Origin of the sequence: Cryptosporangium arvum DSM 44712 (assembly GCF_000585375.1) — a bacterium.
Lineage (GTDB): Bacteria > Actinomycetota > Actinomycetes > Mycobacteriales > Cryptosporangiaceae > Cryptosporangium > Cryptosporangium arvum.
In genome coordinates this window covers 1,732,737-1,754,837 of record NZ_KK073874.1, presented here as the reverse complement: position 1 = coordinate 1,754,837, position 22,101 = coordinate 1,732,737, and the positions used below count along the sequence as shown (strand labels likewise).

21 protein-coding genes are annotated in these 22,101 nt (G+C 71.5%); 10 read left to right on the top strand and 11 right to left on the bottom strand.

Annotated elements, in window-relative coordinates; translation table 11 throughout:
- Positions 1–34: 34 nt before the first annotated feature.
- Positions 35–1,180, bottom strand: coding sequence for an acyl-CoA dehydrogenase family protein (locus tag CRYAR_RS08115; RefSeq protein ID WP_035849516.1), 1,146 nt, complete (start codon positions 1,178–1,180; stop codon positions 35–37).
- 306 nt (positions 1,181–1,486) lie between these two features.
- Between CRYAR_RS08115 and CRYAR_RS08110 the strand changes: the two genes are divergently transcribed.
- From CRYAR_RS08110 to CRYAR_RS08100, 3 genes are all read left to right on the top strand, one after another.
- The gene (locus tag CRYAR_RS08110) at positions 1,487–1,927 is read left to right on the top strand and encodes a histone-like nucleoid-structuring protein Lsr2 (protein ID WP_035849514.1); all 441 of its coding nucleotides are present in this window, start codon (positions 1,487–1,489) and stop codon (positions 1,925–1,927) included.
- Positions 1,928–2,209: 282 nt separating this feature from the next.
- Positions 2,210–2,539 carry a PadR family transcriptional regulator gene (locus CRYAR_RS08105; protein ID WP_035861325.1) on the top strand — a complete coding sequence of 110 codons (330 nt, stop codon included), beginning with the start codon at positions 2,210–2,212 and terminating at the stop codon, positions 2,537–2,539.
- A gap of 43 nt (positions 2,540–2,582) precedes the next feature.
- Positions 2,583–3,641, top strand: coding sequence for a DUF1700 domain-containing protein (locus tag CRYAR_RS08100; RefSeq protein ID WP_035849511.1), 1,059 nt, complete (start codon positions 2,583–2,585; stop codon positions 3,639–3,641).
- A gap of 273 nt (positions 3,642–3,914) precedes the next feature.
- Here CRYAR_RS08100 and CRYAR_RS08095 read toward each other — a convergent pair whose 3' ends face one another.
- Positions 3,915–4,301, bottom strand: a complete 387-nt coding sequence (locus CRYAR_RS08095; protein WP_035861323.1) for a VOC family protein — start codon at positions 4,299–4,301, stop codon at positions 3,915–3,917.
- A gap of 58 nt (positions 4,302–4,359) precedes the next feature.
- On the opposite strand from CRYAR_RS08095, the gene CRYAR_RS08090 reads away from it, so the two are divergent.
- Entirely contained in the window at positions 4,360–5,118 is a 759-nt protein-coding gene (locus CRYAR_RS08090; RefSeq protein WP_035849509.1) for a TetR/AcrR family transcriptional regulator, read from the top strand.
- Between the two features lie 24 nt (positions 5,119–5,142).
- On the opposite strand, the gene CRYAR_RS08085 is transcribed toward CRYAR_RS08090, so the two are convergent.
- Complete coding sequence (locus tag CRYAR_RS08085) at positions 5,143–5,466, bottom strand: nucleotide pyrophosphohydrolase (RefSeq protein ID WP_051569917.1); 324 nt, start codon at positions 5,464–5,466, stop codon at positions 5,143–5,145.
- Positions 5,467–5,517: 51 nt separating this feature from the next.
- On the opposite strand from CRYAR_RS08085, the gene CRYAR_RS08080 reads away from it, so the two are divergent.
- From CRYAR_RS08080 to CRYAR_RS08070, 3 genes are all read left to right on the top strand, one after another.
- Entirely contained in the window at positions 5,518–5,889 is a 372-nt protein-coding gene (locus CRYAR_RS08080; RefSeq protein ID WP_035849506.1) for a response regulator transcription factor, read from the top strand.
- A 682-nt stretch (positions 5,890–6,571) separates the two neighbouring features.
- A complete protein-coding gene (locus CRYAR_RS45050) occupies positions 6,572–8,587 on the top strand; it encodes an RNase H family protein (protein WP_084700245.1) in 2,016 nt (671 codons plus the stop codon).
- A 759-nt stretch (positions 8,588–9,346) separates the two neighbouring features.
- Entirely contained in the window at positions 9,347–10,168 is an 822-nt protein-coding gene (locus tag CRYAR_RS08070; protein ID WP_211247328.1) for a siderophore-interacting protein, read from the top strand.
- Between the two features lie 91 nt (positions 10,169–10,259).
- Here the strand turns inward: CRYAR_RS08070 and CRYAR_RS08065 are convergent, their stop codons facing one another.
- From CRYAR_RS08065 to CRYAR_RS08040, 6 genes are all read right to left on the bottom strand, one after another.
- Complete coding sequence (locus CRYAR_RS08065; RefSeq protein WP_035861319.1) at positions 10,260–11,471, bottom strand: sensor histidine kinase; 1,212 nt, start codon at positions 11,469–11,471, stop codon at positions 10,260–10,262.
- Complete coding sequence (locus CRYAR_RS08060) at positions 11,468–12,142, bottom strand: response regulator transcription factor (RefSeq protein ID WP_035849499.1); 675 nt, start codon at positions 12,140–12,142, stop codon at positions 11,468–11,470. The genes CRYAR_RS08065 and CRYAR_RS08060 overlap by 4 nt, the downstream gene beginning before the upstream one ends.
- A 7-nt stretch (positions 12,143–12,149) precedes the next feature.
- Complete coding sequence (locus CRYAR_RS08055; protein WP_211247327.1) at positions 12,150–12,941, bottom strand: S1C family serine protease; 792 nt, start codon at positions 12,939–12,941, stop codon at positions 12,150–12,152.
- A gap of 312 nt (positions 12,942–13,253) precedes the next feature.
- Complete coding sequence (locus tag CRYAR_RS08050; RefSeq protein ID WP_035849497.1) at positions 13,254–14,210, bottom strand: VWA domain-containing protein; 957 nt, start codon at positions 14,208–14,210, stop codon at positions 13,254–13,256.
- A gap of 7 nt (positions 14,211–14,217) precedes the next feature.
- The gene (locus tag CRYAR_RS08045) at positions 14,218–15,171 is read right to left on the bottom strand and encodes a DUF58 domain-containing protein (protein ID WP_084701792.1); all 954 of its coding nucleotides are present in this window, start codon (positions 15,169–15,171) and stop codon (positions 14,218–14,220) included.
- 53 nt (positions 15,172–15,224) lie between these two features.
- A complete protein-coding gene (locus CRYAR_RS08040) occupies positions 15,225–16,244 on the bottom strand; it encodes an AAA family ATPase (RefSeq protein WP_035849494.1) in 1,020 nt (339 codons plus the stop codon).
- A 276-nt stretch (positions 16,245–16,520) separates the two neighbouring features.
- Here CRYAR_RS08040 and CRYAR_RS08035 point away from each other — a divergent pair, with 276 nt between their 5' ends.
- From CRYAR_RS08035 to CRYAR_RS08025, 3 genes are read left to right on the top strand one after another with little or no spacing between them, the layout of a single operon-like run.
- Positions 16,521–17,531, top strand: a complete 1,011-nt coding sequence (locus tag CRYAR_RS08035) for an agmatine deiminase family protein (RefSeq protein ID WP_035849492.1) — start codon at positions 16,521–16,523, stop codon at positions 17,529–17,531.
- 3 nt (positions 17,532–17,534) lie between these two features.
- Complete coding sequence (locus CRYAR_RS08030) at positions 17,535–18,452, top strand: nitrilase-related carbon-nitrogen hydrolase (RefSeq protein WP_035849489.1); 918 nt, start codon at positions 17,535–17,537, stop codon at positions 18,450–18,452.
- Positions 18,453–18,490: 38 nt separating this feature from the next.
- On the top strand, positions 18,491–20,419 hold the full coding sequence (locus tag CRYAR_RS08025) for an acyltransferase family protein (protein ID WP_051569915.1): 1,929 nt from the start codon (positions 18,491–18,493) through the stop codon (positions 20,417–20,419).
- On the opposite strand, the gene CRYAR_RS08020 is transcribed toward CRYAR_RS08025, so the two are convergent.
- Positions 20,403–21,563, bottom strand: coding sequence for a UDP-N-acetylglucosamine--N-acetylmuramyl-(pentapeptide) pyrophosphoryl-undecaprenol N-acetylglucosamine transferase (locus tag CRYAR_RS08020; RefSeq protein ID WP_035849487.1), 1,161 nt, complete (start codon positions 21,561–21,563; stop codon positions 20,403–20,405). The two genes, CRYAR_RS08025 and CRYAR_RS08020, sit on opposite strands and share 17 nt — an antisense overlap.
- Before the next feature lie 22 nt (positions 21,564–21,585).
- Positions 21,586–22,068 (bottom strand): TetR/AcrR family transcriptional regulator, encoded by a 483-nt coding sequence (locus tag CRYAR_RS08015; protein WP_157017496.1) that lies wholly within the window; start codon positions 22,066–22,068, stop codon positions 21,586–21,588.
- Between the last annotated feature and the right edge of the window lie 33 nt (positions 22,069–22,101).

Here is a 22,101-nt window from a genome sequence, read left to right as displayed (position 1 = left end):
TCCGGTGGCCTCGCGCCGCCGGAGGGTCCGGCGCTCACGCGAGCAGCAGCCGGGCGATCAGCTCGGTCATGATCTCGGTGGTGCCGCCGCCGATCCCGAGGATCCGGCTGTCGCGGTAGTGCCGCTCCACTTCGGATTCACGCAGGTAGCCCAGGCCGCCGTGCAACTGCACGGCCGTGTCGACGGCCTCGTCGCAGGCCTCGACCGCGGTGTTCTTCGCCATCGCGACGCGGGACACGAGGTCACCGCGGGTCGGGTCCGCGAGCCAGTCGTCGATCACCGCCCGCGTGTAGGTCCGTGAGACGTCGACCTGGCGCGCCATCTCCGCCAGCTTGTGCCGCACGACCTGGCGCGAGGCCAGTGGGCGGTCGAAGGTCTCGCGGATCTTCACCCAGTCGAGGGTGAGCGCGAGGCACCGGGCCGCGGTCGCGTACGCCTGCACGGCGAGCCCGAGCCGCTCCGCCGCGAACTGCGTCATCAGCTGGCCGAACCCGGAGTTCTCGGCCCCGACGAGGTTCGCCGCCGGCACCCGGGCGCCGTCGAACCGCAGTTCCGCGGTGTCGGAGCACCACCAGCCCATCTTCTTCAGCGGCGACGAGACCGTGAAGCCCGGCGTTCCGCGCTCGATCACCAGTAGCGAGATCCCACCGGCCCCCGGTCCACCGGTACGGACCGCGGTGGTGACGGCGTCGGCGCGCACGCCGGAGGTGATGAACAGCTTCGACCCGGTGACGACGTAGTGGTCGCCGTCGCGGACCGCGCGGGTCCGCAGCGCGGCGACGTCCGAGCCGCCTTCGGGCTCGGTGACCGCGAGCGCGGCGATGTTCTCACCGGCGAGCACCGGGCGGACGAAGCGGTCGATCTGGTCGGGATCGCCCGCCGCGACCAGGTGCGGCAGGCCGATGCCGTGGGTGAACAGCCCGGCGATCAGCCCCGACGACCCGCCGGAAAGGATCATCTCCTCGACGATGATCTGGACGTCGATCGGGTCACCGCCGCTCCCGCCGACGCTCTCCGGGAACCCGACCCCGAGCAGGCCGGCCTTCGCGGCGGCGCGGTGCAGGGAGCGCGGCAGTTCGCCGGCTTCCTCCCAGGCGGGCAACTGCGGAACGATCTCCCGCTCGGTGAAGCGCCGGGTGCTGGCACGTAACAGCTGCCGCTCCGGGGTGTACCAGCTCATGAGTTCCCTCCGTCGCGCCGCCGGACACGAAGGTGCGGACGCCCCGCAGGACGTCCGCACCCCGGATCGAGCGGCTACTTCTTCTTTTTCTTGCCGCTCTTCTTCTTGTCCTTCTTCTTCTTCGCCATGGCGTACCCCCCTCTTCCCGCCGTGCCCCCCTCGGACACGGCACGAACCTCCCCACGATAATGCGGACAAATCAGGAGTCAACAGCTGGTGGACGCCGAAAAAATGTGCGACACCCGGGTATCGGCATTTCCCACCCCTTTATCGGGACTCCTAACAAGGTGCTGTATTATGCCCGGCATGGCGAGGAAAGAACTGGTCATTCTCACCGATGACCTCGATAACTCAGAAATCGACCCGACTGTCGTCGACCGTCCGACGGTGAACTTCGGGATCGACGGTGTCGAGTACGAAATCGATTTGGGCGCGGCTAATCAGACCAAGCTCCGCGAGATTCTCGACGAATACGTGCGGGCCGGTCGGCGTACCGGTGGCAGCACCGTCCGAAAGGGACGCAAGCAGGCCGGAAGCACCCCGGGGGCGTCGAGCACGCGCGCGGAAAACGCGGCGATCCGCGAGTGGGCCGAGGCCAGCGGTATCGACGTGAGCGCTCGCGGCCGCCTGCCCAAGGAGGTCGTCGAGCGCTACCGCGGTCACTTCTCGGAGTCGGAGTCCGATGCGGATTCCGCACCCGCGGGCCGCCCCGCCGCGAACAGCGAGCAGCCCGCCTTCTCCGGCTGACGATGGAGTAGCGCGAACATCTCGCCCCGCTCCCGCACGCCCGGACGACAGCACCACGTCGTCCGGGCGTTAGTCGTTCGTGGACGCTGATAACGCGCCCGATCGGCGTCGGAACAAATGTTTTGAACGCGCCGGTGACGACGGCGAATAGCATTGTTCGCAATTATTTGATAAATCCGGCCCAGCACGCTGCGTAGGGGCCTCGAAGCGCAGCGCAACCTCAGCCCCCCTCTTGCCGGTATAACGCAATGCGCAGTAGTGTCCCGTCCGCAGGAGGTGGACGTGGACACCACACAGTTGCTCAAGGGCGTGCTCGACCTGGCCGTACTCGCCGTCATCAGGGACGCGGACGGTTACGGGTACGACGTGCTGCGCCGGCTGCGGGGCGCCGGGCTTGCGGACGTCGGGGACGCTTCGGTCTACGGGACGCTGCGGCGTCTCTATCAGGCCGGGTGCCTGACCTCGTACGTGGTACCGAGCGAGGAAGGCCCGCACCGCAAGTACTACGGCATCACCGACGCCGGAAGGCTCCAGCTCGCGGAGTCGACGAAGATCTGGGCCGGCTTCGCCCGGACCATGGACGACCTGTTGACCGGGGAGGCAGTGGCATGACCGAGTTCTTGCGTGGGGCCTCCGACCGTAGGGAGGAGTGGAAATGACCGCGCCGACCGTCGGTACCGAAGCCGACCGGTACCTCCAGCGGGTCCGGGCTGCGCTGGCCGATCTGCCGGAAGACGAGCGGAACGAGCTGATCGAGGACCTCTCCGCTCACCTCGCCGACATCAGCGCCGAGTCGCCGGAGACGCTCACCGCGGCGTCGTTGGAGCAGCGGCTGGGGCGTCCCGAGGCGTACGCCGCGGAGTTACGCGCGTCGGCGGGGCTGGCCCCCGCCCCGAACGTGACCGCGACGCGCCGGCTGCGAAGCGTGTCCGAACGGGTGCGTGGCCGGCTCGACTCGGTGCCGGCGTACCGGCAGTTCGTGGCGTTCCTGCCCGAGCTGCGACCGGGCTGGTGGGTGCTGCGCGGGTACCTCTTCGCGGTCGTCGTCGCCGCGATCTTCCTCGGCGGGTTCTCGGGTGTGCTGCCGGACTCCGACAGCGACGCGGTCGTGTTCCTGGTGCTCGCGGCGCTGGCCGCCTACGGGTCGGTGTGGCTCGGGCGGCGCAGCGACGGGTTCGGACGCTGGGGCCGCCGCGCGGTGATCGCCGGCGGGGTGTTCGTCGGGCTCGTGGGGTTGGCGATCATGACGTCGTCGAACGGGTCGGACTACTACGACACCGGCAGCTACTACTCGGGCGGTCAGCTCGCGGACGCCAGCGACCTGCGGGTCTACGGGCCCGACGGGCAGCTGATCCGGGACGCGCAGGTGTTCGACCAGAACGGCAACCCGGTGGTGCTGTCGGGCAGCTGCCCGACCGAGCAGCGGACCCGCACCGACGGTGGGGTCGCGGAGAACGTGTACCCGCGGACGGTGGACCCGTCGATCGATCCGGCGTACTGCACCGACGACGGGCGGGCGCCGGTCGCGGAGCAGTTGCCGGGGTTGAACCCGCGGGTTCCGACGGGGGTGGCGAGCGTGCCGATCAGTCCGACGCCGTCGGAGTCGCCGGTTCCGTCCGAGTCGGCGTCGCCGACGGGTTCTCCGACGAGTCCGGCAGTTCCGACGAGTCCGGCAGTTCCGACGAGTCCGGCGGCTCCTGCACCGACGCGTTGACGGGAGTGCTGGTTTCGGGTCTGGGCTTGGACCCGGGTCGTGGGATTTGGGTGCGGGTTTCGGCCGGGTGCGGGGCTTCGGCCGGGTGCGGGGCTTCGGCGGGGGTGCGTGCTTTTGGGTCGGGGGTGTGGGCTTTTCGGCCGGAGCGCGGGTTTTCGGCCGGGGTGCGGACTGGTTCGGGGTGGAGGCGCGGCACGGGGGCGCGCCTCCGACCGGGTGCGGGAGGCGCGCCCGTGCGGCGGGGGGCGTGGATCGCCCCTCGCCGCATCCGGCTCACGCCGCCGGCGTGACCCACTCGACGAGCTGAACGATCACTCCGTTGGGGTCGGTGACCTGCAGGAACCGCTCACCCCACGGCTCCTCGGTGAGCTCGTGCGTGAGCACGACACCCTCCGCCCGTAGCCGCTCGGCCTCCGCGTTCAGATCGTCGACGACGAACACCACGAGGACGCCGGCCGCGCCCGTGTCACGGAAGTCGCTCGGCCGCGTGGCCAGGCCGCGCCGCAGGTAGATCACGTTCATCGCGGCGTCGTCACGCTTCAACGACGAAAGGCCGTCCGCGGACATCTCCTCCCGGAACCCGAAGTGCTTCTGCAGGAACCCACTCGACGCGGGGACGTCGTCGACGTTCAACGACACGGCGGACGCGGTGACTCGCACTTTCACTCCCGGTATATTCGTACGTCGTACAATGTACGACGTACGAAGAAGGTGGCCAGTGCCGTCCGACCGCAGTAGCGCCGGCGATCCCGCCCGCACGCTCGCCCTGCTCTGGCGCGAGCCCACCCAACCGTCCGGCCGCGGCCCCAAGCCGACGCTCTCGGTGGACCGGGTGCTCGCCGTCGGGCTGGCGATCGCCGACGCCGAGGGCCTGGACGCCGTCACGATGCGCCGCGTCGCCACCGAGCTGGCCGTGGCCCCGATGACGCTCTACACCTACGTGCCGGGCAAGGCCGAGCTCCTCGACCTGATGCTCGACCACGTCTACGCCACCATGCCCCGGACACCGCCCGGAGACGGATGGCGCGCGAGGGTCACGGCGGTGGCCTCCGACAACCGCGACATGTACGCGCGGCACCCCTGGGTCGCCACCGTCTCCACCAGCCGTCCGGTTCTCGGACCGGGCCTGATGGCGAAGTACGACCACGAACTGTCGGCGTTCGAGGGCCTCGGGCTCGACGACGTCACGATCGACGCCGCGCTGACCTACGTCCTCGGCTTCGTGGAGACGTGCGCCCGGGCCGCGGCCGACGTCCGCGCCGCCCGGTACGAGAGCGCGATGAGCGACGGCGAGTGGTGGGCGGCGAACCAGCCGCTGCTGGAGCGGGTTTTCGACGCGTCGCGCTACCCACTCGCCGCCCGGGTGGGCAGCGCAGCGGGCGCGGCCCACGACGGTGCCTACGACCCTGCGCACGCTTATGAGTTCGGCCTGGAGCGGGTGTTGGACGGGCTCGCGAGGTTGATAGATCGCGCGTGAGGTGAGATCACGTCCGGGGCGGGATCAGTTCTGGGGTGGTGGGAAGCGGTGTTCGTTGCGGGCGAGTTTGGCTCGGGCGACCTCGGCGAGGTCCACGTCGAGCACCCGGGCGAGCTGCACGAGGTAGAGCAGTACGTCGGCGAGCTCGTCGCGCACCTCGTCGGCCAGTTTCTCGTCGGCCATCACGGCGGTTGATTCCTCGGGCGTCAGCCATTGGAAGAGGGTGGTCAACTCACCCACCTCACCCGACAACGCCATGGCCAGGTTCTTCGGCGTGTGCCAGGGCTGCCAGGCACGGACCGCGGCGAACTCCGCCGTCGCCGCCGACAAGTCGGAGAGGTCACTCATGCGACGCAGCCTAGCTGCGGAAATTTCGTCCCTATTGAGTAGAATGAGAGGGTGGCACGCATCCTCATCGTCGAAGACGAACCCGACATGCGCGAGTTGATGGCGCGCAAGTTGGGGTCGGTGGGGCATGAGGTCACGTCGACGAGGTCGGGCGCCGAGGGACTGTCCATGCTCCGCTCGACGCGCCCGGAGCTGGTGCTGCTCGACGTGCAGCTCCCGGACACGTCGGGCTTGAGCTTCTGCGAAACCGTGCGTGCCGACGCCGAGCTGCGCGACACGCTAGTGGTGATGATCTCCGCGTCGGCTGGCCAGGAGGAGGTCGACGCAGGCTTGGCCGCCGGCGCCGACGATTACGTGACGAAGCCGTTCGCCCCGAGCAAGCTGATCCAGCGGGTAGAGGCGCTGCTCTCTTCGCAGGACTGACCGGTTCCCTGCGGGTCCGGGCTGGCCGCGGGTCCGGGCTGGCCGCGGGTCCGGGCTGGCCGCGGGTCCGGGCAGATCGCGGCGCTGGGCAGATCGCGGCGCTGGGCAGATCGCGGCGCTGGGCAGATCGGGGGGCTTGGGTAGTCGCGGACCTGGGTAGTCGCGGGGCCTGGCTGGTCGCGGCGCTGGGCTGTTCGCGGGCCCGGGCGGTTGTTCTGGGGCCTGATGGCGTAGCAGGGGCAACTGCGGTGGCGGGTCCGGCAGGTGTGGCGGGGCTGATCGATGTTGGAGACCTGATCGCGGCGGCGTGGCCGACCGCGGCGGATGGCGGACCCACGGCGGCCGCGTTGGTGGAGCCGAGCAAGGCAGCAGCGGCGGAGCCGACCGAAGCACCAGCGGCCAATCGCTCTTGGGCGCCTGGCGCAGTGGCAAGACCGATCAAGGTGGTAGGGCCGACCGCTCTTGAGCTCTGGTCGTGGGCATGGAGCTGACCGCAGAAGCCGGCGGCGGGGCGGCGACGGGGGCCGGTTCGACCGCTCCCGAGGGCTGATCAAGGTCCGGGCATCGCGTCCAGGTAGGACGAGGTGACTCGGATCGGGGCGTTTCTGCTGAGGCCGGAACAGGCATCGACCCCCGCCACCCGGCAAGATGGCGAGGGACACGGAGCTCCAGGAGGCACAGCGTGGTCGAGCAGGTTCCTGCCGCCGACGACAAGCGGGTCGTCGTCTACGCGTCCGGCGCGGACGGTGGGTGGGGGGTGCTGCTGACGCACGGCCCGTCGCGGCGCGAACTCTCCGGCGCGGAGGCCGGCGCCGCACGCGAGCGGATGAGCCTCCTGGCCGTGGTCAACGCGGTGGAATGCCTGACGCGACCCACTTCCGTGCTGGTGCTCACCGACAACGAGTACGTGCGAGCCGGCGTCGCCGCACGAACCCAGGGCGCGGTGTCCGACTCACGCAACAACGACCTGTGGGGACGGCTCGGCACGGCGGTGAAGCAACACCGCGTGCAATGGGTGGTGGTCGATGCGGCGCTGGCCGGTCGAGCGGCCGCGCTGGCCTCCGATCCAGCGTCCGCTCCTCGGCGCGAAACGAACGCCCCTCCGCGCGCCCAGGTCGAAGCGCCCGCCTTCCGCCCCGAACCGCCCACCCCGGACCAGCACCGCACCCCCTCCTCACCCCCACCCCGGCGCGAGCCCTCCGTGGCTCCATCCCGGCGCGAGCCCTCGATGGCGCCTCACCGCGCCGAAACCGTCGGCCCCCCGTCCCGGGCCGACGCCCCGAGCCCCGCTTCCCGCCGCGAAGCCACCGACGCACCTTTCCGACGCGAGGCGACCGACGCGCCCTTCCGCCGCGAAGCGACCGACGCGCCTTTCCGCCGCGAAGCCGCCCAAGCCCCTCCGCACCGCGAAGACACCGACGCACCCTTCCGACGCGAAGACACCGACGCGACCTTCCGGCGCGAGGCATCCGGTGCGCCCTTCCGCGCCGAGGCGCCCGACACCCCTCCCCTCCGGGAGGTTCCCGGCGCCCCTTCGCGCCGCCAACCAGCCGCGGCCGAACAGGTCCGCCAGCCCGCCGAGGCGGCACCGCACCGCGAACCTGCAGAATCCACCGCACGACACCGCCCCACCACGACTGCGCCTCCCCGCGAGCCCGCCGAGCCGGAAAGGAATCAGTCGGCACCTGCCGCGCCGCGCACCGCACCCGCATCGCGGGACAAGACTGCGCCACGTACCGACCCCGCATCGCAGGACGACACTTCTCCGCCCGCCGAATCCGCGCCGCGGGGCGAGGCTGCGCCGCCCGCCGAATCCGCGCCGCGAGGCGAGACCGCGCCGCGGGACGAGACCGGATCGCGAGGCGAGACCGGATCGCGAGGCGAGACCGGATCGCGAGGCGAGACCGGATCTCATACGGAGGCCTCGCCGCGAGGTGGAGCCGCACCGCAAGGTGAGAGGGCTGCGCTTGGCGCGGAGGGGCGGGAGGTGTCGGCTGGGCAGCCAGTGGCCGGCGAGGGGGGAGCGCCTGTTCGGCGAGGGCTTCCGGCCGAGTTGGTGGCGGCTATGCGACCGGCTAGCACCCTTGGTCGGCCTACTGGGGAACGCACCGGGCTTCCCTTTCGGGCCGGCGACCCCGTTCCCACCCGCGAACCGGCCGCTGACCCCACCACTACCGACTCCGCGGCCCCGGCGGCCACAGACCCCGCGCACACGAGCGAGTCCGACGTCGAGCGCACCCCGCCCGCTAACCCCGCACCCACGAACTCCGCGCTCACAAACGCCGCGGCCACGGACGGCGCGACCGGAAGCGGCACGACTGGAAGCGGCACGACCGGAAGCGACGGGAGCGCAGGCGGCGGGAAGGCCACCGGCGCGGGCTCGGGCGACGATGAACTGGGCGATGATGAACTGGGCGATGAGGCTGATGACGGCCTCGAGGAGTTTCTCGAGGAGCTCCAACTCTGGCTCGAGGACGAACCTGCTCCTACCGATCCGATCGACGAGTGGCTCCGTGGCACTCCGCTGCGGATCGGGGTCATCAACGTGGACTCGATCGTGTTCGAAACCCCGGATGGGCGCACGCTCGGCCCGATCCTCCTACCGGAGGGCCTGGTCGATCAGGTCGAGCTGGGCTGGCGTCCCCGCCTCACCGCCGCCCGTACCGGCGACACCTGGCACCTGCGCCCAACGGAATAGGAACACCCGATACTGCGACGCCCGGAACGAGACACCCGGCCCCCACGGAGTAGGGCACCCTCCCCGGGGCGCGCACACCTGCTCCGTGCGGAGCACACCTGCTCCGTCGGAGCGCGCACACCTGCCCCGCAGAACGCAGCACACCCACCCCGCGGAACGCAGCACACCCACCCCGCGGAACGAAACGCCCGAACCCACGGAATAGAAACCCGGCCCCGCGGCACACCGCCCGAAGCGCCGCGCGCTGAAGACCCACCGACCGAAGGCGCCTGGCACCGCACCGCTTGAAGGCGCCCTACCGAAATGGCCCCCGCCTACCGAGCAAAGGCGCACCTGCACCCCGCCCACAAACGCCAGGCGCCTCTGCCTCGAGCAGCAAAGGCGCCTGCCGCCCCTCCCCGCCGAACAGCCCCTACTTCTTGATCGGCTCCAGGAGCATCGACGCCACGTGGCTTCGGTAGGCCGCTCGGTAGGTCGCGTTCAGTACGCGACGTGCGCTATCCCCCTCGGTGCACGCTTCGCGGCCCGCGACGCAGGCGGCTGCGTGCAGTCGTCGTCGAAAAGATTTTGTCCGGCAACGTTCACGGATTGTCATCGCGCTCACCGACCCCTGTAGCGCTTTCGCCTCGACCCACCTCCACATTAGCCGATCCGCGCAAGCGGCTTTCCGCAAATTGCACGGCCGCCACCTCTTCCGGCGCGTCTGAAACACGCCCTACAGTGAGCTAACTTAGGTAAGGCTAACTTTAGGACGGACGCATGGCTCGGCAGAATTTGAGCGCCACCCGAATCAAGCCGCGGCTCGCCGAGCCGCTGACGATGCACGTCTTGCGGCGCCGGCAGGTGTCGCCGCACTTCGCCCGGGTCACGCTCGGTCGCGGCGACGTCGAGCGCTTCGTGCCGATGGGGTTCGACCAGTGGTTCCGGTTGTTCATCCCGGTGTCAGACGCCTCGTTGGCGAAAGTGCCGCAGAAGCTCAACACGATGGCGTTCCTGAAATACCTGACCACCTCGAAGGTCGACCGGCCCACTCTGCGCAGCTACTCGGTGCGTGCGTACCGGGACGCCGGGCCCGGCGGGCCCGAGCTGGACGTCGATTTTGTGCTTCACGGGGACGGCGCTGCGGGTCCGGCTGCCACCTGGGCGGCGACGTGCGCCGAGGGCGATCCCGTCGCGATCATCGACGAAGGTGTCGGATTCAACCCGCCGGACGGTCTCCGCCGCGTGCGGCTCGTCGCGGACGAGTCGGGGTTACCGGCCCTCGCCGGTGTGCTCGCCTCACTCCCGGCCGACACCACGGGTGACGCGATCGTCGAGGTGCCGTCCACCGAGGACGAGCAGGAACTGATCGCGCCGGACGGCGTCGGCGTGACCTGGGTCGTACGTGACGCGCACGCGACGCCCGGCCGGGCCGCGCTCGCCGCGGCCACCGCGCTCGCGACGCCCGCGGAGCCGTTCTACGGCTGGGTGGTCGGCGAGCAGAGCCTGCCGACCGGCCTCCGTCGGCACTGGGTGAACGCGGGCGTACCGAAGAACCACATCATGTTCTGCGGCTACTGGCGCGCCGGCCGCACCCACTGACCGGCCTGCCCCGCGCGACCCCGCTCCCCACGCGCCACCGCACTCGGCGCGGCCCCGCTACCGACCCGCTACCGCTCCCGGCGCGGCCCCGCTACCGGCGCGCCACCGTGTCGCTCAACGGATCGGCTGTCGGCGGGGGCTCCTCGTCGGAACGGTCGGCGGCGGGGAGCCAGAACACGAACGTGCTGCCGACGCCCAGTGTCGAATACGCGGTGACCTGGCCACCGTGCGACTCCACGATCTGACGCACGATCGCCAACCCGAGACCGGTGCGGCGCTCGCGCCCCGACGCCTTGCCGTTGGCCCCGCGCCAGAAGCGGTCGAACACCTTCGGCAGATCCTCGGCGGCGATGCCCGGCCCCTCGTCGGCGACGGCCAGCCAGAGCCAGGACCCCACCCGCCCGGTCGCGATCGTCACGGTGGAGCCCTCGGGGGCCAGCCGCACCGCGTTGGACAACAGGTTGCCCGCGGCGCGGCGCAGCGCGTCGGTATCGCCGATGCAGTGCAGGCCGGGGACGGTCGCGTAGCGCAGACCGAGGGGGCGTTCGGGCAGGAACGACTCTTCGCCGGCCTCGCGGGCGACGGTGGACAGGTCGACGTCGGTGTCGGTCATCGCGCTCGCGTCGCGACGCGCGGTCGCGAGCAGATCCTCCACCAGGCGTGACATCCGGGTGGTGGCCCGATCGACCACGGCCACGGACCGGCGACGCTCCTCCGGCGACGCGTCCTCGGTGTTCAGCGAGGCGTCGAGGTGGGTGCGGATGATCGCGAGCGGGCTGCGTAGCTCGTGCGACGCGTCGTCGATCAGCTGGCGCTGGGCGGAGAACGCGTCGTCGAGCCGGTCGAGCATGGAGTCGATCGTGTCGGCCAGCTCGCGCAGCTCGTCGTGCGGGCCGCGCAGGTGGATGCGCCGCGACAGATCGGTGGCCTGGATGTCTCGCGCGGTGCGGGCGATCGCGCCGACCGGGCGCAGCACCCGCCCGGACAGCACCCAGCCGATGCCGAGGCTGGCCACGAACAGCCCGCCGAGCGCGATCGCCGAGTAGTTGCGCAGGTGTTGCAACGTGTTGTAGTTGACCGCCGCTTCGATCTCGCTGACCTCGGCGACCGTCGTCGTACCCACGAACTTCCACTGCGTGTTGTAGACCTTCGCGGTCTGCTGCGAGATCGGACGCGGCGAGGTGGTCTCCGAGACCGCGACGTAGGTGATGGCCAGCGCCCCACCGGCCAGCGCGAAGAGCAGCGTCGAATAGATCACCGTGAGCCGGAAACGGATCGAACGGAAGAATTCCGGTCTTTTCACCACCCTTCCTCCCGAAGACGGTAGCCACGGCCTACGACAGTTTCGATCGAGCCCTCACCGAGCTTGCGGCGCAGTGTGCCCACCGTGACCCGGACGGTCTGCGTGAACGGGTCCGCGTTGGCGTCCCAGACGTGTTCCAGGAGTTCCTCGCTCGAGACGACGTGCCCGGGGCGGGTCATCAGGTACTCGAGGACGCCGAACTCCTTGTTGGTCAGGTTCAACGCTTTCCCCCGCAGCGCGACGGTGTGCCGGGCGGTGTCCAGCACGAGCTCACCCACGACGAGGCGGGCCGTGGTGCCGTTCGTGTCGCGGCGGAGCAGCGCCCGGATCCGTGCCTGCAGCTCAGCCAGGTGGAACGGCTTCACGAGGTAGTCGTCGGCGCCCTCGTCCAGGCCGCGGACGCGGTCGTCGAGCCCGCCACGCGCGGTGAGCATCAGGACGCGGAGATCTCCGTTGCCCGCCTCACCGGCACGGACCGACCGGCACAGCTCGAAGCCGTCGCCGTCCGGCAGATTGACGTCCAGCAGCATCAGGTCGTATTCGTTCACCGTGAGCCGGTCGTACGCCTCGGTGGCGTCCACCGCGACGTCGACCGCGTAGCCGGTCCGGGTCAGCCCCACGCGCAGGCCCTCGGCCAGGTCTTCCTCGTCTTCCACCACTAACAACCGCATCGTTCGACTATCCACGGCTGATCAGCGTGGCGGCCACCTGTCGGGCGCGATCGATCGGGATCGCGAACCCGATTCCGATCGATCCGCTGCCCTCGAGCGTGGCGATCGCGGTGTTGACCCCGACGACCTCTCCCCGGGAGTTGACGAGCGGTCCGCCCGAGTTACCGGGGTTGATCGAGGCGTCGGTCTGGACGGCGGTCTGCCGGGTGGAGCCGCCGAGGCGCACCTCGCGGTCGAGCGCGCTGACGATACCGGCGGTGACCGTGCCGGAGAGCCCGAGCGGGGATCCCAGCGCGAGCACCGGCTCCCCCACCCGGGTGCGGCTCAGGTCCGCGAGGTCGAGCGGTTCGTACCGCGCGGCCGACGTGACGCGCAGCACCGCGATGTCGCTCGTCGCGTCGGTGCCGACGATCTCGGCGTCGTACCGCCGCCCGTCGTTGCCCACGATGCTCACGGAACCACCGGCCGCCACGACGTGGTTGTTCGTCACGATGTGTCCGCGGTCGTCAAAGACGAAGCCTGATCCGGACGCTCCGCGCGAGCCGTCGCGGACCTGGACCGAGACGACGCCCGGCAGGGCCCGCGCGGCCGCCGTGACCATCTGGGCCGTGCTCGTGGCGACGGTTTCCGAGCGGGGTTCGTCGGCACCGGCGAGGTGACCCGCGGTGCCCCCGGCCCCGGCGGAGAGGGCGATCACCAGCAGGCCGGCCGCGACCGCCCCCGGCCACCTCCGCCGCCCGTCCCCCGCCCCGCCCGGCGGCACCCCATAAGGCACCCCGTGCGGCACCCCATAAGGCACCCCGTGCGGCACTCCGTAGGGCACACCATGAAGCGACCCAGGATGCGCCCCCACCGAAGCCCCGGACGGCGGCCCCACCGGCATCCCACCGGCGTCGACCGGCGAGAAACCCGGCTGGGCACCCGACGACGACCCCGGCGGGGCACCCGATGAAGACCCCAGCGGGGCACCCGATGAAGACCCCAGCGGGGCACCCGATGAAGACCCCAGCGGAGTAACCGGCGGAGCGGCCAACGACGGAGTACGGCGTAACCGCGGGGAGAAGAACTCCGGGCCGCGAGGGGATCCCAATCCGGACATTGTGCATCCCTCCTAAGGGAGGCGGGCGAACCAGAACAGGGACGTCAGCGCGGCCAGCACCGCGAACAACAGACCAACCCCGATGAATCGAGCCGAAATGTCCTGCACCTCGGTCTCGTACCCCACGAGGCTCCCGATGTCGGCGTACGCGGCACGCAGTTCCTCCGCGTCGGCGGCCTCGAAGTACCGACCGCTGGCCGCGTCGGCGACGGCGCGCAGCGTCTCGCCGTCCACCGGCACCGGTTGCGCGGCGGCGTTGAACGCCGCGATGGTGCCGTTCGCGGTGCCGAACGAGATCGTGTCGACCGGGACGCCTTCGGTGGCGGCGGCGCGGGCGGCCTCGTCGGGGTTCTGCCCGGCGGTGTTCGCCCCGTCCGAGAGCACGACGACCCGCGCGGGCGGGCGCTCCTCGCCGGGCGCGGACGACCGGATCTGGTCGAGCGACGCGGAGATCGCGTCGCCGATCGCGGTACCGCCCGCGCCGGCGACGCCTTCGGTCAGGCGCTCGATTCCGGCGTCGAGCGCGGCCCGGTCGGTGCCCGGCGGCACGACGACCGCGGCGCTGCCCGCGAACGCGACCAGACCGACGCGGAACTGCCCGGGCAGGTTCTCGACGAACTCGTGCGCGGCGTCCTTGGCCGCGCTGAGCCGGTCGGGCTCCACGTCGGACGCGAGCATCGAGCGGGACACGTCGACGGCCACGACGACCGTCGCCTGCTCGCGCGGCACCTGCACCTCGGCCTGCGGGCGGGCGAACCCGACGACGAGCAGCGCGATCATCACCAGGAAGAGGCCGGCCGGTACGTGCCGGCGCCAGGCCGGGCGCTGCGGGGCGACCCGGTCGAGCAGTTTCAGGTTCGTGAAGCGGACGGCGTACCGGCTGCGTCGGCGCTGGGCGATCAGGTAGCCGATCGCCAGCGCCGCGACGCCGGCCAGCAGCCACAGCCGTTCCGGAGAAAGCCAGGTCATTTCGGCGTCACCTCGGTAGTCGGCGGGCGGCCCGGCCCAGGCGGCGTTGGGCGTAGACGTGGCGGACGATGTCGGCGACCCAGTCGCGGTCGGTGCGCAGCGCCAGCTGGGCGGCGCCCGCGCGGTTGATCGCGCCGGCGATCGTCGCTTGCTGTCGTCCGACCGCGGCCGCGTAGCGTTCGCGCAGGTCGCGGGCGGCGGTCGGCACCTCGCGGCGCTGCCCGCTCTCCGGGTCGACGATCGTGAGCACACCGACGTCCGGGAGTTCGTGTTCACGCGGATCGGTGACGTGCACCGCGAGCACCTGGTGGCGGGCGGCGAGGCGGCGCAGCGGCAGTTCCCAGGTCGGCGGAGCGTCCCCGAGCCCGTCCTCGTCGAGCCCGTCGAGGAAGTCCGAGACCACCACGACCAGCCCGCGCCGGTGGACGCTCCGACCGAGGTCCGCGATCCCCTCGGCGAGCCCGGGCCCGGGCACCGCGCCGGGGTCGACGACCGTGCGGCGGCGGAACGGAACAGCCCGCGGGGGCGCGGGCTGCGAGACCCGCGGACGGGACAGCAGCGTACGCAGGATCCCGAGGAGGTGCGTGCGGCCACCCCGGGCCGGGAACCGGCGGACGCCGTCGGCACCGACCACGCGGGCGCCGAGGCGGTTGCCCGCGCCAGCGGTGAGGAAGCCCACCGCGGCGACGGCCGCGACCGCGAGTTCCCGTTTCTCCACCTCGGCCGTGCCGAAGTCCATGCTCGCGCTGCCGTCGACGAGCACCCACGTCGCCAGCTCGCGGTCGGCGTCGACGGTGCGTACGTGCGGCACGGTGGTCCGCGCGGTGACCGACCAGTCCATCCGCCGCACCTCGTCCTCGCCGGCGCGGTACTCCCGGCTCCCGGCCGGTTCGCTGCCGACCCCCGGAAGCAACCCCAGGTGCGAGCCCTGCAGCAGCCCGTCGAGCCGCCGGGTGATCATCAGCTCGAGCCGACGCAGGCGGCGCTCCGGCGTCAGCTCCCCCAGCGAGACGGTCACGCCGCCACCCCGAGGCCAGGGCCGCCCTGGTCCTGGCTCGGCGCGATCGTCGGCCGGGGCACCGCGTCCACGATCCGCGCGACGATCGTCTCGGCCGCGATCCCGTCGGCCAGCGCGTCGAACGACAGGACGAGCCGGTGGGACAACACGTCGGACGCGACGTCCAGGATGTCCCCGGGGAGCACGTACCCGCGCCCCCGGAGCAACGCCAGCGCGCGACCGGCCGACACCAGACCCAGCGTCGCCCGCGGCGAGGCGCCGTAGGCGAGCTGCGCGGCCACGTCGGTCAGGCCGTGGCGGGCCGGCTCGCGCGTCGCCATCACGAGTCGGACGACGTACTCGGCCAGCGCGTGGTGCACGAAGACGTCCCGGGCCCGGTCCTGTAGCCGGAGCAGCGACGCGGGCGAGAGCACCGGGCGAGCCACCGGCCGCACCCCGCCCATCCGGTACAGGATCGCCAGCTCCTCGCGGTCGTCCGGATAGCCGACCACGACACGCATCAGGAAGCGGTCACGCTGCGCTTCCGGCAGCTGGTAAACCCCTTCGCTCTCGATCGGGTTCTGGGTGGCGAGGACGAGGAACGGGCGGGGCGTGGGGTGCGTCTGGCCGCCGATCGAGATCTGGCCCTCGGCCATCACCTCGAGCAACGCGGACTGCACTTTGGCCGGTGCGCGGTTGATCTCGTCGGCGAGCACGAGGTTGGCCATCACCGGCCCGAGCTCCACGTCGAAGCTCTCCCGGCTCGACCGGTAGATGCGGGTGCCCAGCAGATCCGAGGGCACCAGATCGGGAGTGAACTGGATTCGGCGGAACGAACCACCCACCGCGATCGCGAGCGTCTCGGCGGCCAGTGTCTTCGCGACACCGGGCACGCCTTCGAGCAGGATGTGTCCGCCGGCGAGCAGCGCGGTCAGCAACCGCTCGACGAGCCGGTCCTGACCGACGATGACTTTCTTGACCTCGAACAGGGTCTCCTCGAGCAGCCGAGCGTCGGCGTCCGGAGTTGCGTCTGTCATGCCATCGATGAGACCAACGGGCACCGAAAACCAGCCGAAGGTGCAAGACCACTTCGGAGAGTGATTTCGAAATCACAATCCGCCTGCGAACGCCGCAAGCGGCCCCTAGCATCAGTTGCGCCGCACCCGACCTGCGCGTGGGTCGTCACCGAGGTGCTCACCGGCTCTTTACCGCGGGGGTGGCTGGATCCTGTGCTGAACACGGGCTCACTACGAACGACCGGACGTGGACGCAGGCCCACGCGGCGCCGGAACTCACTCGTCAGATCCGTCCGGATGCCCCCCGAATGGGCACCGCACGAAGCCACCTGGATGGCCTTCCCCACGCCGAACGCCACGTTCGACGAACACGACAGCCCGTCCCTGGCCGCCGCCCGGAAAGCCTGGGCCGACGTCGCCAACGTGATCGTCGGCTACGAGCCGGTCGAGATGCTCGTCGACGAAGGCGACCACAGCGCCGCGAGGAGCCTTCTCGACCCGCGGATCCACCTGGTCGAGGTCGCCCTCGACGACGCCTGGCTGCGCGACTCCGGCCCCACGTTCGTCCTCGACCAGGAGGGCGGAACCCGGGCGACCGCCTGGCGCTTCAACGGCTGGGGCGCCCAGTCCTGGGCCGCCTGGGGCCGCGACCGGCATCTCGGCACGCTCGTCGGCCGCGCCGCCGGGGTGGAGGTCGACCGGTCGCCACTCACCCAGGAGGGCGGTGGCCTGCACGTCGACGGCGCCGGCACGGTGCTGCTCACCGAGACCGTGCAGCTCGACCCCGACCGCAACCCGGGCTGGACCCGCGCCGAGGTCGAGCACGAGCTGCACCAGCGGCTCGGCACCACCACCGCGATCTGGCTGCCCCGCGGCCTCACCGCCGACTACGACGAGTTCGGTACCCGCGGCCACGTCGACGTCGTCGCGACGTTCACGCGGCCTGGCTCCGTGCTCGTGCACACCCAGCCCGATCCCGGTCACCCGGATCACGCGCCGATGAAGGAGATCGCCGAGATCCTGCGCACGTCCACCGACGCCGCCGGACGGCGTCTGGAGGTCGTGGAGCTCCCCTCGCCGACGGTCGCCGAGTTCGAGGGACGCCCGGTCGACCACTCGTACGTCAACCACTACCTCGGCAACGGGTTCGTGGTCGGGTGCGCGTTCGACGATCCGCAGGACGAGAAGGCGGCCGCGATCCTGGCCGAGGCCTACCCCGGCCGGGACGTCGTCCAGGTCGACGCCCGCGACATCTTCCGGTTCGGCGGTGGCGTCCACTGCATCACGCAACAACAGCCGAAGGCCTAGCTCATGTACCTGCGAGTCGCCCCCTCCACCGACTCCCCCGCGCGCACCGGCCCACCGGAGCGCACACCGCTCACGGTCGGGCTGGTGCAGACCCGCTGGCATCCCGACCCCGACGAACACCGGACCGTGCTGCTCGACGGCGTGCTCACCGCCGTCGAGGCCGGCGCGCAGATCGTGTTCCTGCCCGAGCTCACGCTCAGCCGCTATCCGGCCGACACGGTTCCGGTCGGCGACGCCACGGCGTCGGCCGAGGACCTGGACACCGGCCCGACCCGCCGGTTCGTCGCCGCTGCGGCCAGGGCCGCCGGCGCGGCCGTCCACGCCTCGATCTTCGAAAGGCATCCGGGCGACGACGGGCTGGGCTACAACACCGCGTTCCTGGTCGCCCCGGACGGAACCCTGCTCGGCCGGCGGCGCAAGACCCACATCCCGCAGACCGCGGGCTACTACGAGGACCGGTACTTCCGGCCGGGCCCGAACGATCCGGACGCCTACGCGCCGGTCGGGTACGAGAACGCGCGGATCGGGCTGCCGACCTGTTGGGACCAGTGGTTCCCGGAGGTCGCACGGCTGTACGCGCTCGGCGACGCGGACCTGCTCGCCTACCCCACCGCGATCGGCACCGAACCGGACCATCCCGACTTCGACACCGCACCGCTCTGGCGGCACGTCATCGTCGGCAACGGCATCACCAACGGGCTGTTCATGGTCGTGCCGAACCGCTGGGGCGACGAGGGGAACGTCACGTTCTACGGGTCCTCGTTCATCTCCGACCCCTACGGACGGGTGCTGGTCGAGGCGGGCCGCACCGGCGACGCGGCGCTCGTCGCCACGCTCGACCTGGACCAGCGGCGGGACTGGCTCACGCTGTTCCCGTTCTTCGCGACCCGCCGACCTGAGACATATGCCGCTCTGACGTAACGTTTGGTCCACAGTTTCGCTGGCTAACGTCGGCCAGGATGACCTCTTCAGCCGCGCTCGTTCCCCCGGTCCGTACCACTGGCAGCGACGGGACGCTCGGTTACCGCCCGGCTCTCGACGGTCTGCGGGCGATCGCGGTCGGTGCCGTGCTCGTGTACCACCTCGGTGCGCCGTGGTTGCCCGGTGGCTTCCTCGGCGTCGACCTGTTCTTCGTCCTGTCGGGTTTCCTGATCACGACGCTGCTGGTCGAGGAGTGGCGGGCCCGGGGCCGGGTGGACCTCGGGCGGTTCTGGCTCCGCCGGGTGCGCCGCCTGCTCCCGGCGGCGCTGCTGGTGGTGACCGCGGTGATGGCGGTCGGGTGGCGGACGGTGGATCCGTCGCAGCTCGCCACGCTGCGCGCGGATGGCCTGTGGACGATCTTCTACGGCGCGAACTGGCACCTGATCGGCTCCGGCCAATCCTATTTCGACGCCTTCGCGGCCCCGTCGCCGCTGCGTCACGCCTGGTCGCTGGCGATCGAGGAGCAGTTCTACCTGGTCTGGCCGCTGCTGGTGCTGGTCGTGCTGCGCGCCCTGGGCGTCAAGGGACTCGGCCTGGTCATCGCCGTGCTCGCGACCGTGTCGGCCGTGCTCATGGCCGTGCGCTACCAGGCCGACGACCCCTCGCGGGCCTACTACGGCACCGACACCCGCGTCCACGAACTCCTCATCGGTGCCGGCGCCGCCCTCGTGCGCCTCCGGATCGGCCCGCTCCGGCGGGCTCACACCGTGGCGGCGGGCATCGCGGTGCTGGGCGCGTTCGTGCTGATGCCCGACGAGTGGGTGGGGTTCTACCGAGGCGGCGCCGTCGTGTTCGCGCTCGTCGCCGCCGTGCTGGTGCTGGGCACGATCGACCACCCGGCGCGATTGCTCACCCGGGCCCCGGTGGTGTGGGCCGGACGGCTCTCCTACGGCATCTACCTCTGGCACTGGCCGGTCTACTGCTGGGTGGACGACGCCGGGACGACCACCGGCGCCGTCGAGGTCGGCGTCAAGATCGGCGGCACCCTCGCGCTCGCCACCGCGTCGTACTACCTGGTGGAACAGCCGATCCGGCGCGGACGGGTCTTCACCGGACCGCGGATCGCGTTCGCCGCCCCCACCGCGATCGCGGCGGTCGTCGGCGTCACGCTCGCCGGCACGGCGGCGGCCACCGCGCCGGTACCGATCGAGCCGAAGGACGTCCGGACGCTCTCGACGCCGCGCACGTTCGTCGCCGCCGGCACCACGACCCAGCTCCGCCTGGCCACGGTCGGTGACTCGGTGGTCAAGAGCCTGGCCCCGGGCCTGGCCGAGGCCGCGAAGGAACGCAACTGGTCGTACACCGACGCCAGCGTCAGCTCCTGCTCGGTCGAGGGCCTGCTGATGGTGGAGGCCGACGGGTCGCCGTGGAGCACCGGGGCGATCTGCCCCGAGGTGGTGCCCACCGTCCAGCAGCGGCTGCTCGACGAAGTGCGGCCCGACGTGATCCTGGTGCACTCGCGCTGGGAGACCTACCGTGTGCGCGGCGCCGACGGCGACCCGCTGGACGCGGACACCGACGCGCACAAGGCGTTCGTGGCCGAGCGGCTCCGGGCCACGATGTCCCGGCTGACCTCGGGCGGCGCCCGGGTGGTGTGGATCGACACCACCCCGATGTCCGAGTCGCTGTGCCGCCGGCTCGGCCACAGCGACTCGGCCTGCGCGCGCACCGCGACCGACGCGGTCGTCGACTCCTACACCGCGCTCCGCGAGAACGTGGCCGAGGAGTTCGGCGGGCGGGTCAGCGCGCTCTCGCTCAACGACCTGCTCTGTGAGGGCGAGCGCTGCCCCGACACGGTCGGCGGGAAGACCCCGCGCCCCGACGGACTGCACTTCACCGTCGAGTCGGCCGAGTGGATCGTGCCCGAACTGCTGCGCCGGGTGGCGTCGGTCACGAAGCTGCCGTAGCGACCGAGAGCAGCACGTCGACCAGGCGGTCCGCGGCGTCCGGACGCCCCTGGGCGCGGGCGTTGTCGGCGACCTGACGGCGGCGGGCCGGGTCGGCCAGTAGCGGCGCCACCGCGTCACGCAACTGGTCGGAGGTCAGGTCCCCGATCAGCGCGACCGCGGCGTCGTGGTCGGCGAGGTGCTGCGCGTTGTGCGCCTGCTCGTTCCCGGCCGCGGCCGCGTACGGGATCAGCACCGACGCCTTGCCCAGCGCGGTGAGCTCGGCCACCGTGCCCGCCCCGCTCCGCGACACGACGACGTCGGCGAGCGCGAGCACGTCGGGCAGCTCGGAGCCCAGGTAGCCGGTGACGTGGTACTGCGCGGCCAGCTCCACCGGCAGCGCCGCGGCCCGCGCCCGCAGCTCCTCGACGTTGCGCGGCCCGCACTGGTGCAGCACGTTGGCCTGGGTGAGCAGCCAGGGCAGGAGCTCGGCCACGAGCCGGTTGATCTGCTGCGCCCCCTGGGCGCCGCCGGTGATGTAGACGGTCGGCAGCGCCGGGTCGAACCCCTGCAGGCCGAGCGCCTCGATCGCCTTCTGCGGCTCGCCGTTCAGCACCGCCGGCCGGACCGGGTTGCCGGTGACCACCGCGATCGGCCGCGCGTTCTCCGGCAGCAGCTCCACACTCGACTCCGAGGACAGCGCGACCTTCGCCGCGAAGCGGGCCAGGACCCGGTTCGCGAGGCCGAGCCGCACGGTCTGCTCGTGCACGACCAGCGGGCGGCGGGTCACCTTCGCGGCCAGGCCCACCGGCACGGCCACGTACCCGCCGGTGGCGAGCACGACGTCGGGCTTGAACTTCGCCACCAGCGAGCGGGCCTCGTTCGCGCCGACCGGCACCTTCGCCATGTCTTTCAGGTTCGCCCCGGAGAGCATCTTCAGCGGGTTGCGGTCCCGCCGGACCTTCCCGGTGGCCACCGACGCGAACGGGATGCCCTCGGCCTCGGCCACCCGCGACTCCAGGCTGTTCGCCGAGCCGATCCAGAGCACCTCGAGCGCGCCGCCGAGCCGCGCCTGGAGAGCACGCACGGCCGTGAGCGCCGGATACGTGTGCCCACCGGTGCCCCCACCGGACACGACCAGACGGAAAACCGGGTTCGCAGTCACGCGCCCTAGAGTAGGCCCCCGACTACGCGGCTTTCTCGAAGAGTCCGTCTAGAAGGGCCTGAACGAGCCGCTCGGCCACACCATCCACCATCTCGAAGACGATCGGCAGGTCGGCGAGCTCGAGATCCTTACGCAGCCGGCCCTCCTCGTGGGCGCGGCGGAACGCGGGCCGCAACACGGTGAGCAGCGCGTCGGTGTAACGGCGCCGCGGCAGGTCGCGGAACCGCTGCTGTTCGACGAGCACCGCGTGGAGCAGCTCGCGGAACGACGCCGTCTCCAGCCGGCGCGCCAGGTCGACCAGCCGTTCGGTCGCGACCGCGAACCCGAGCGCGGTGCGGTCCGGGAAGTGGCGGTAGACGGTGGCGCGGCCCAGACCGGCGCGGCGCGCGACGTCGTCGAGCGAGACGAGTTCGCCGTCGCGGGTGAACGCCTCGGCGGCCACGCGCAGGATCAGATCGCGGTTACGCCGCGCGTCCAATCGCCGGGGTAGCGACGTGGCACTCACGAAGCGTGAATTTACTCACCAGTAGCTACCCCG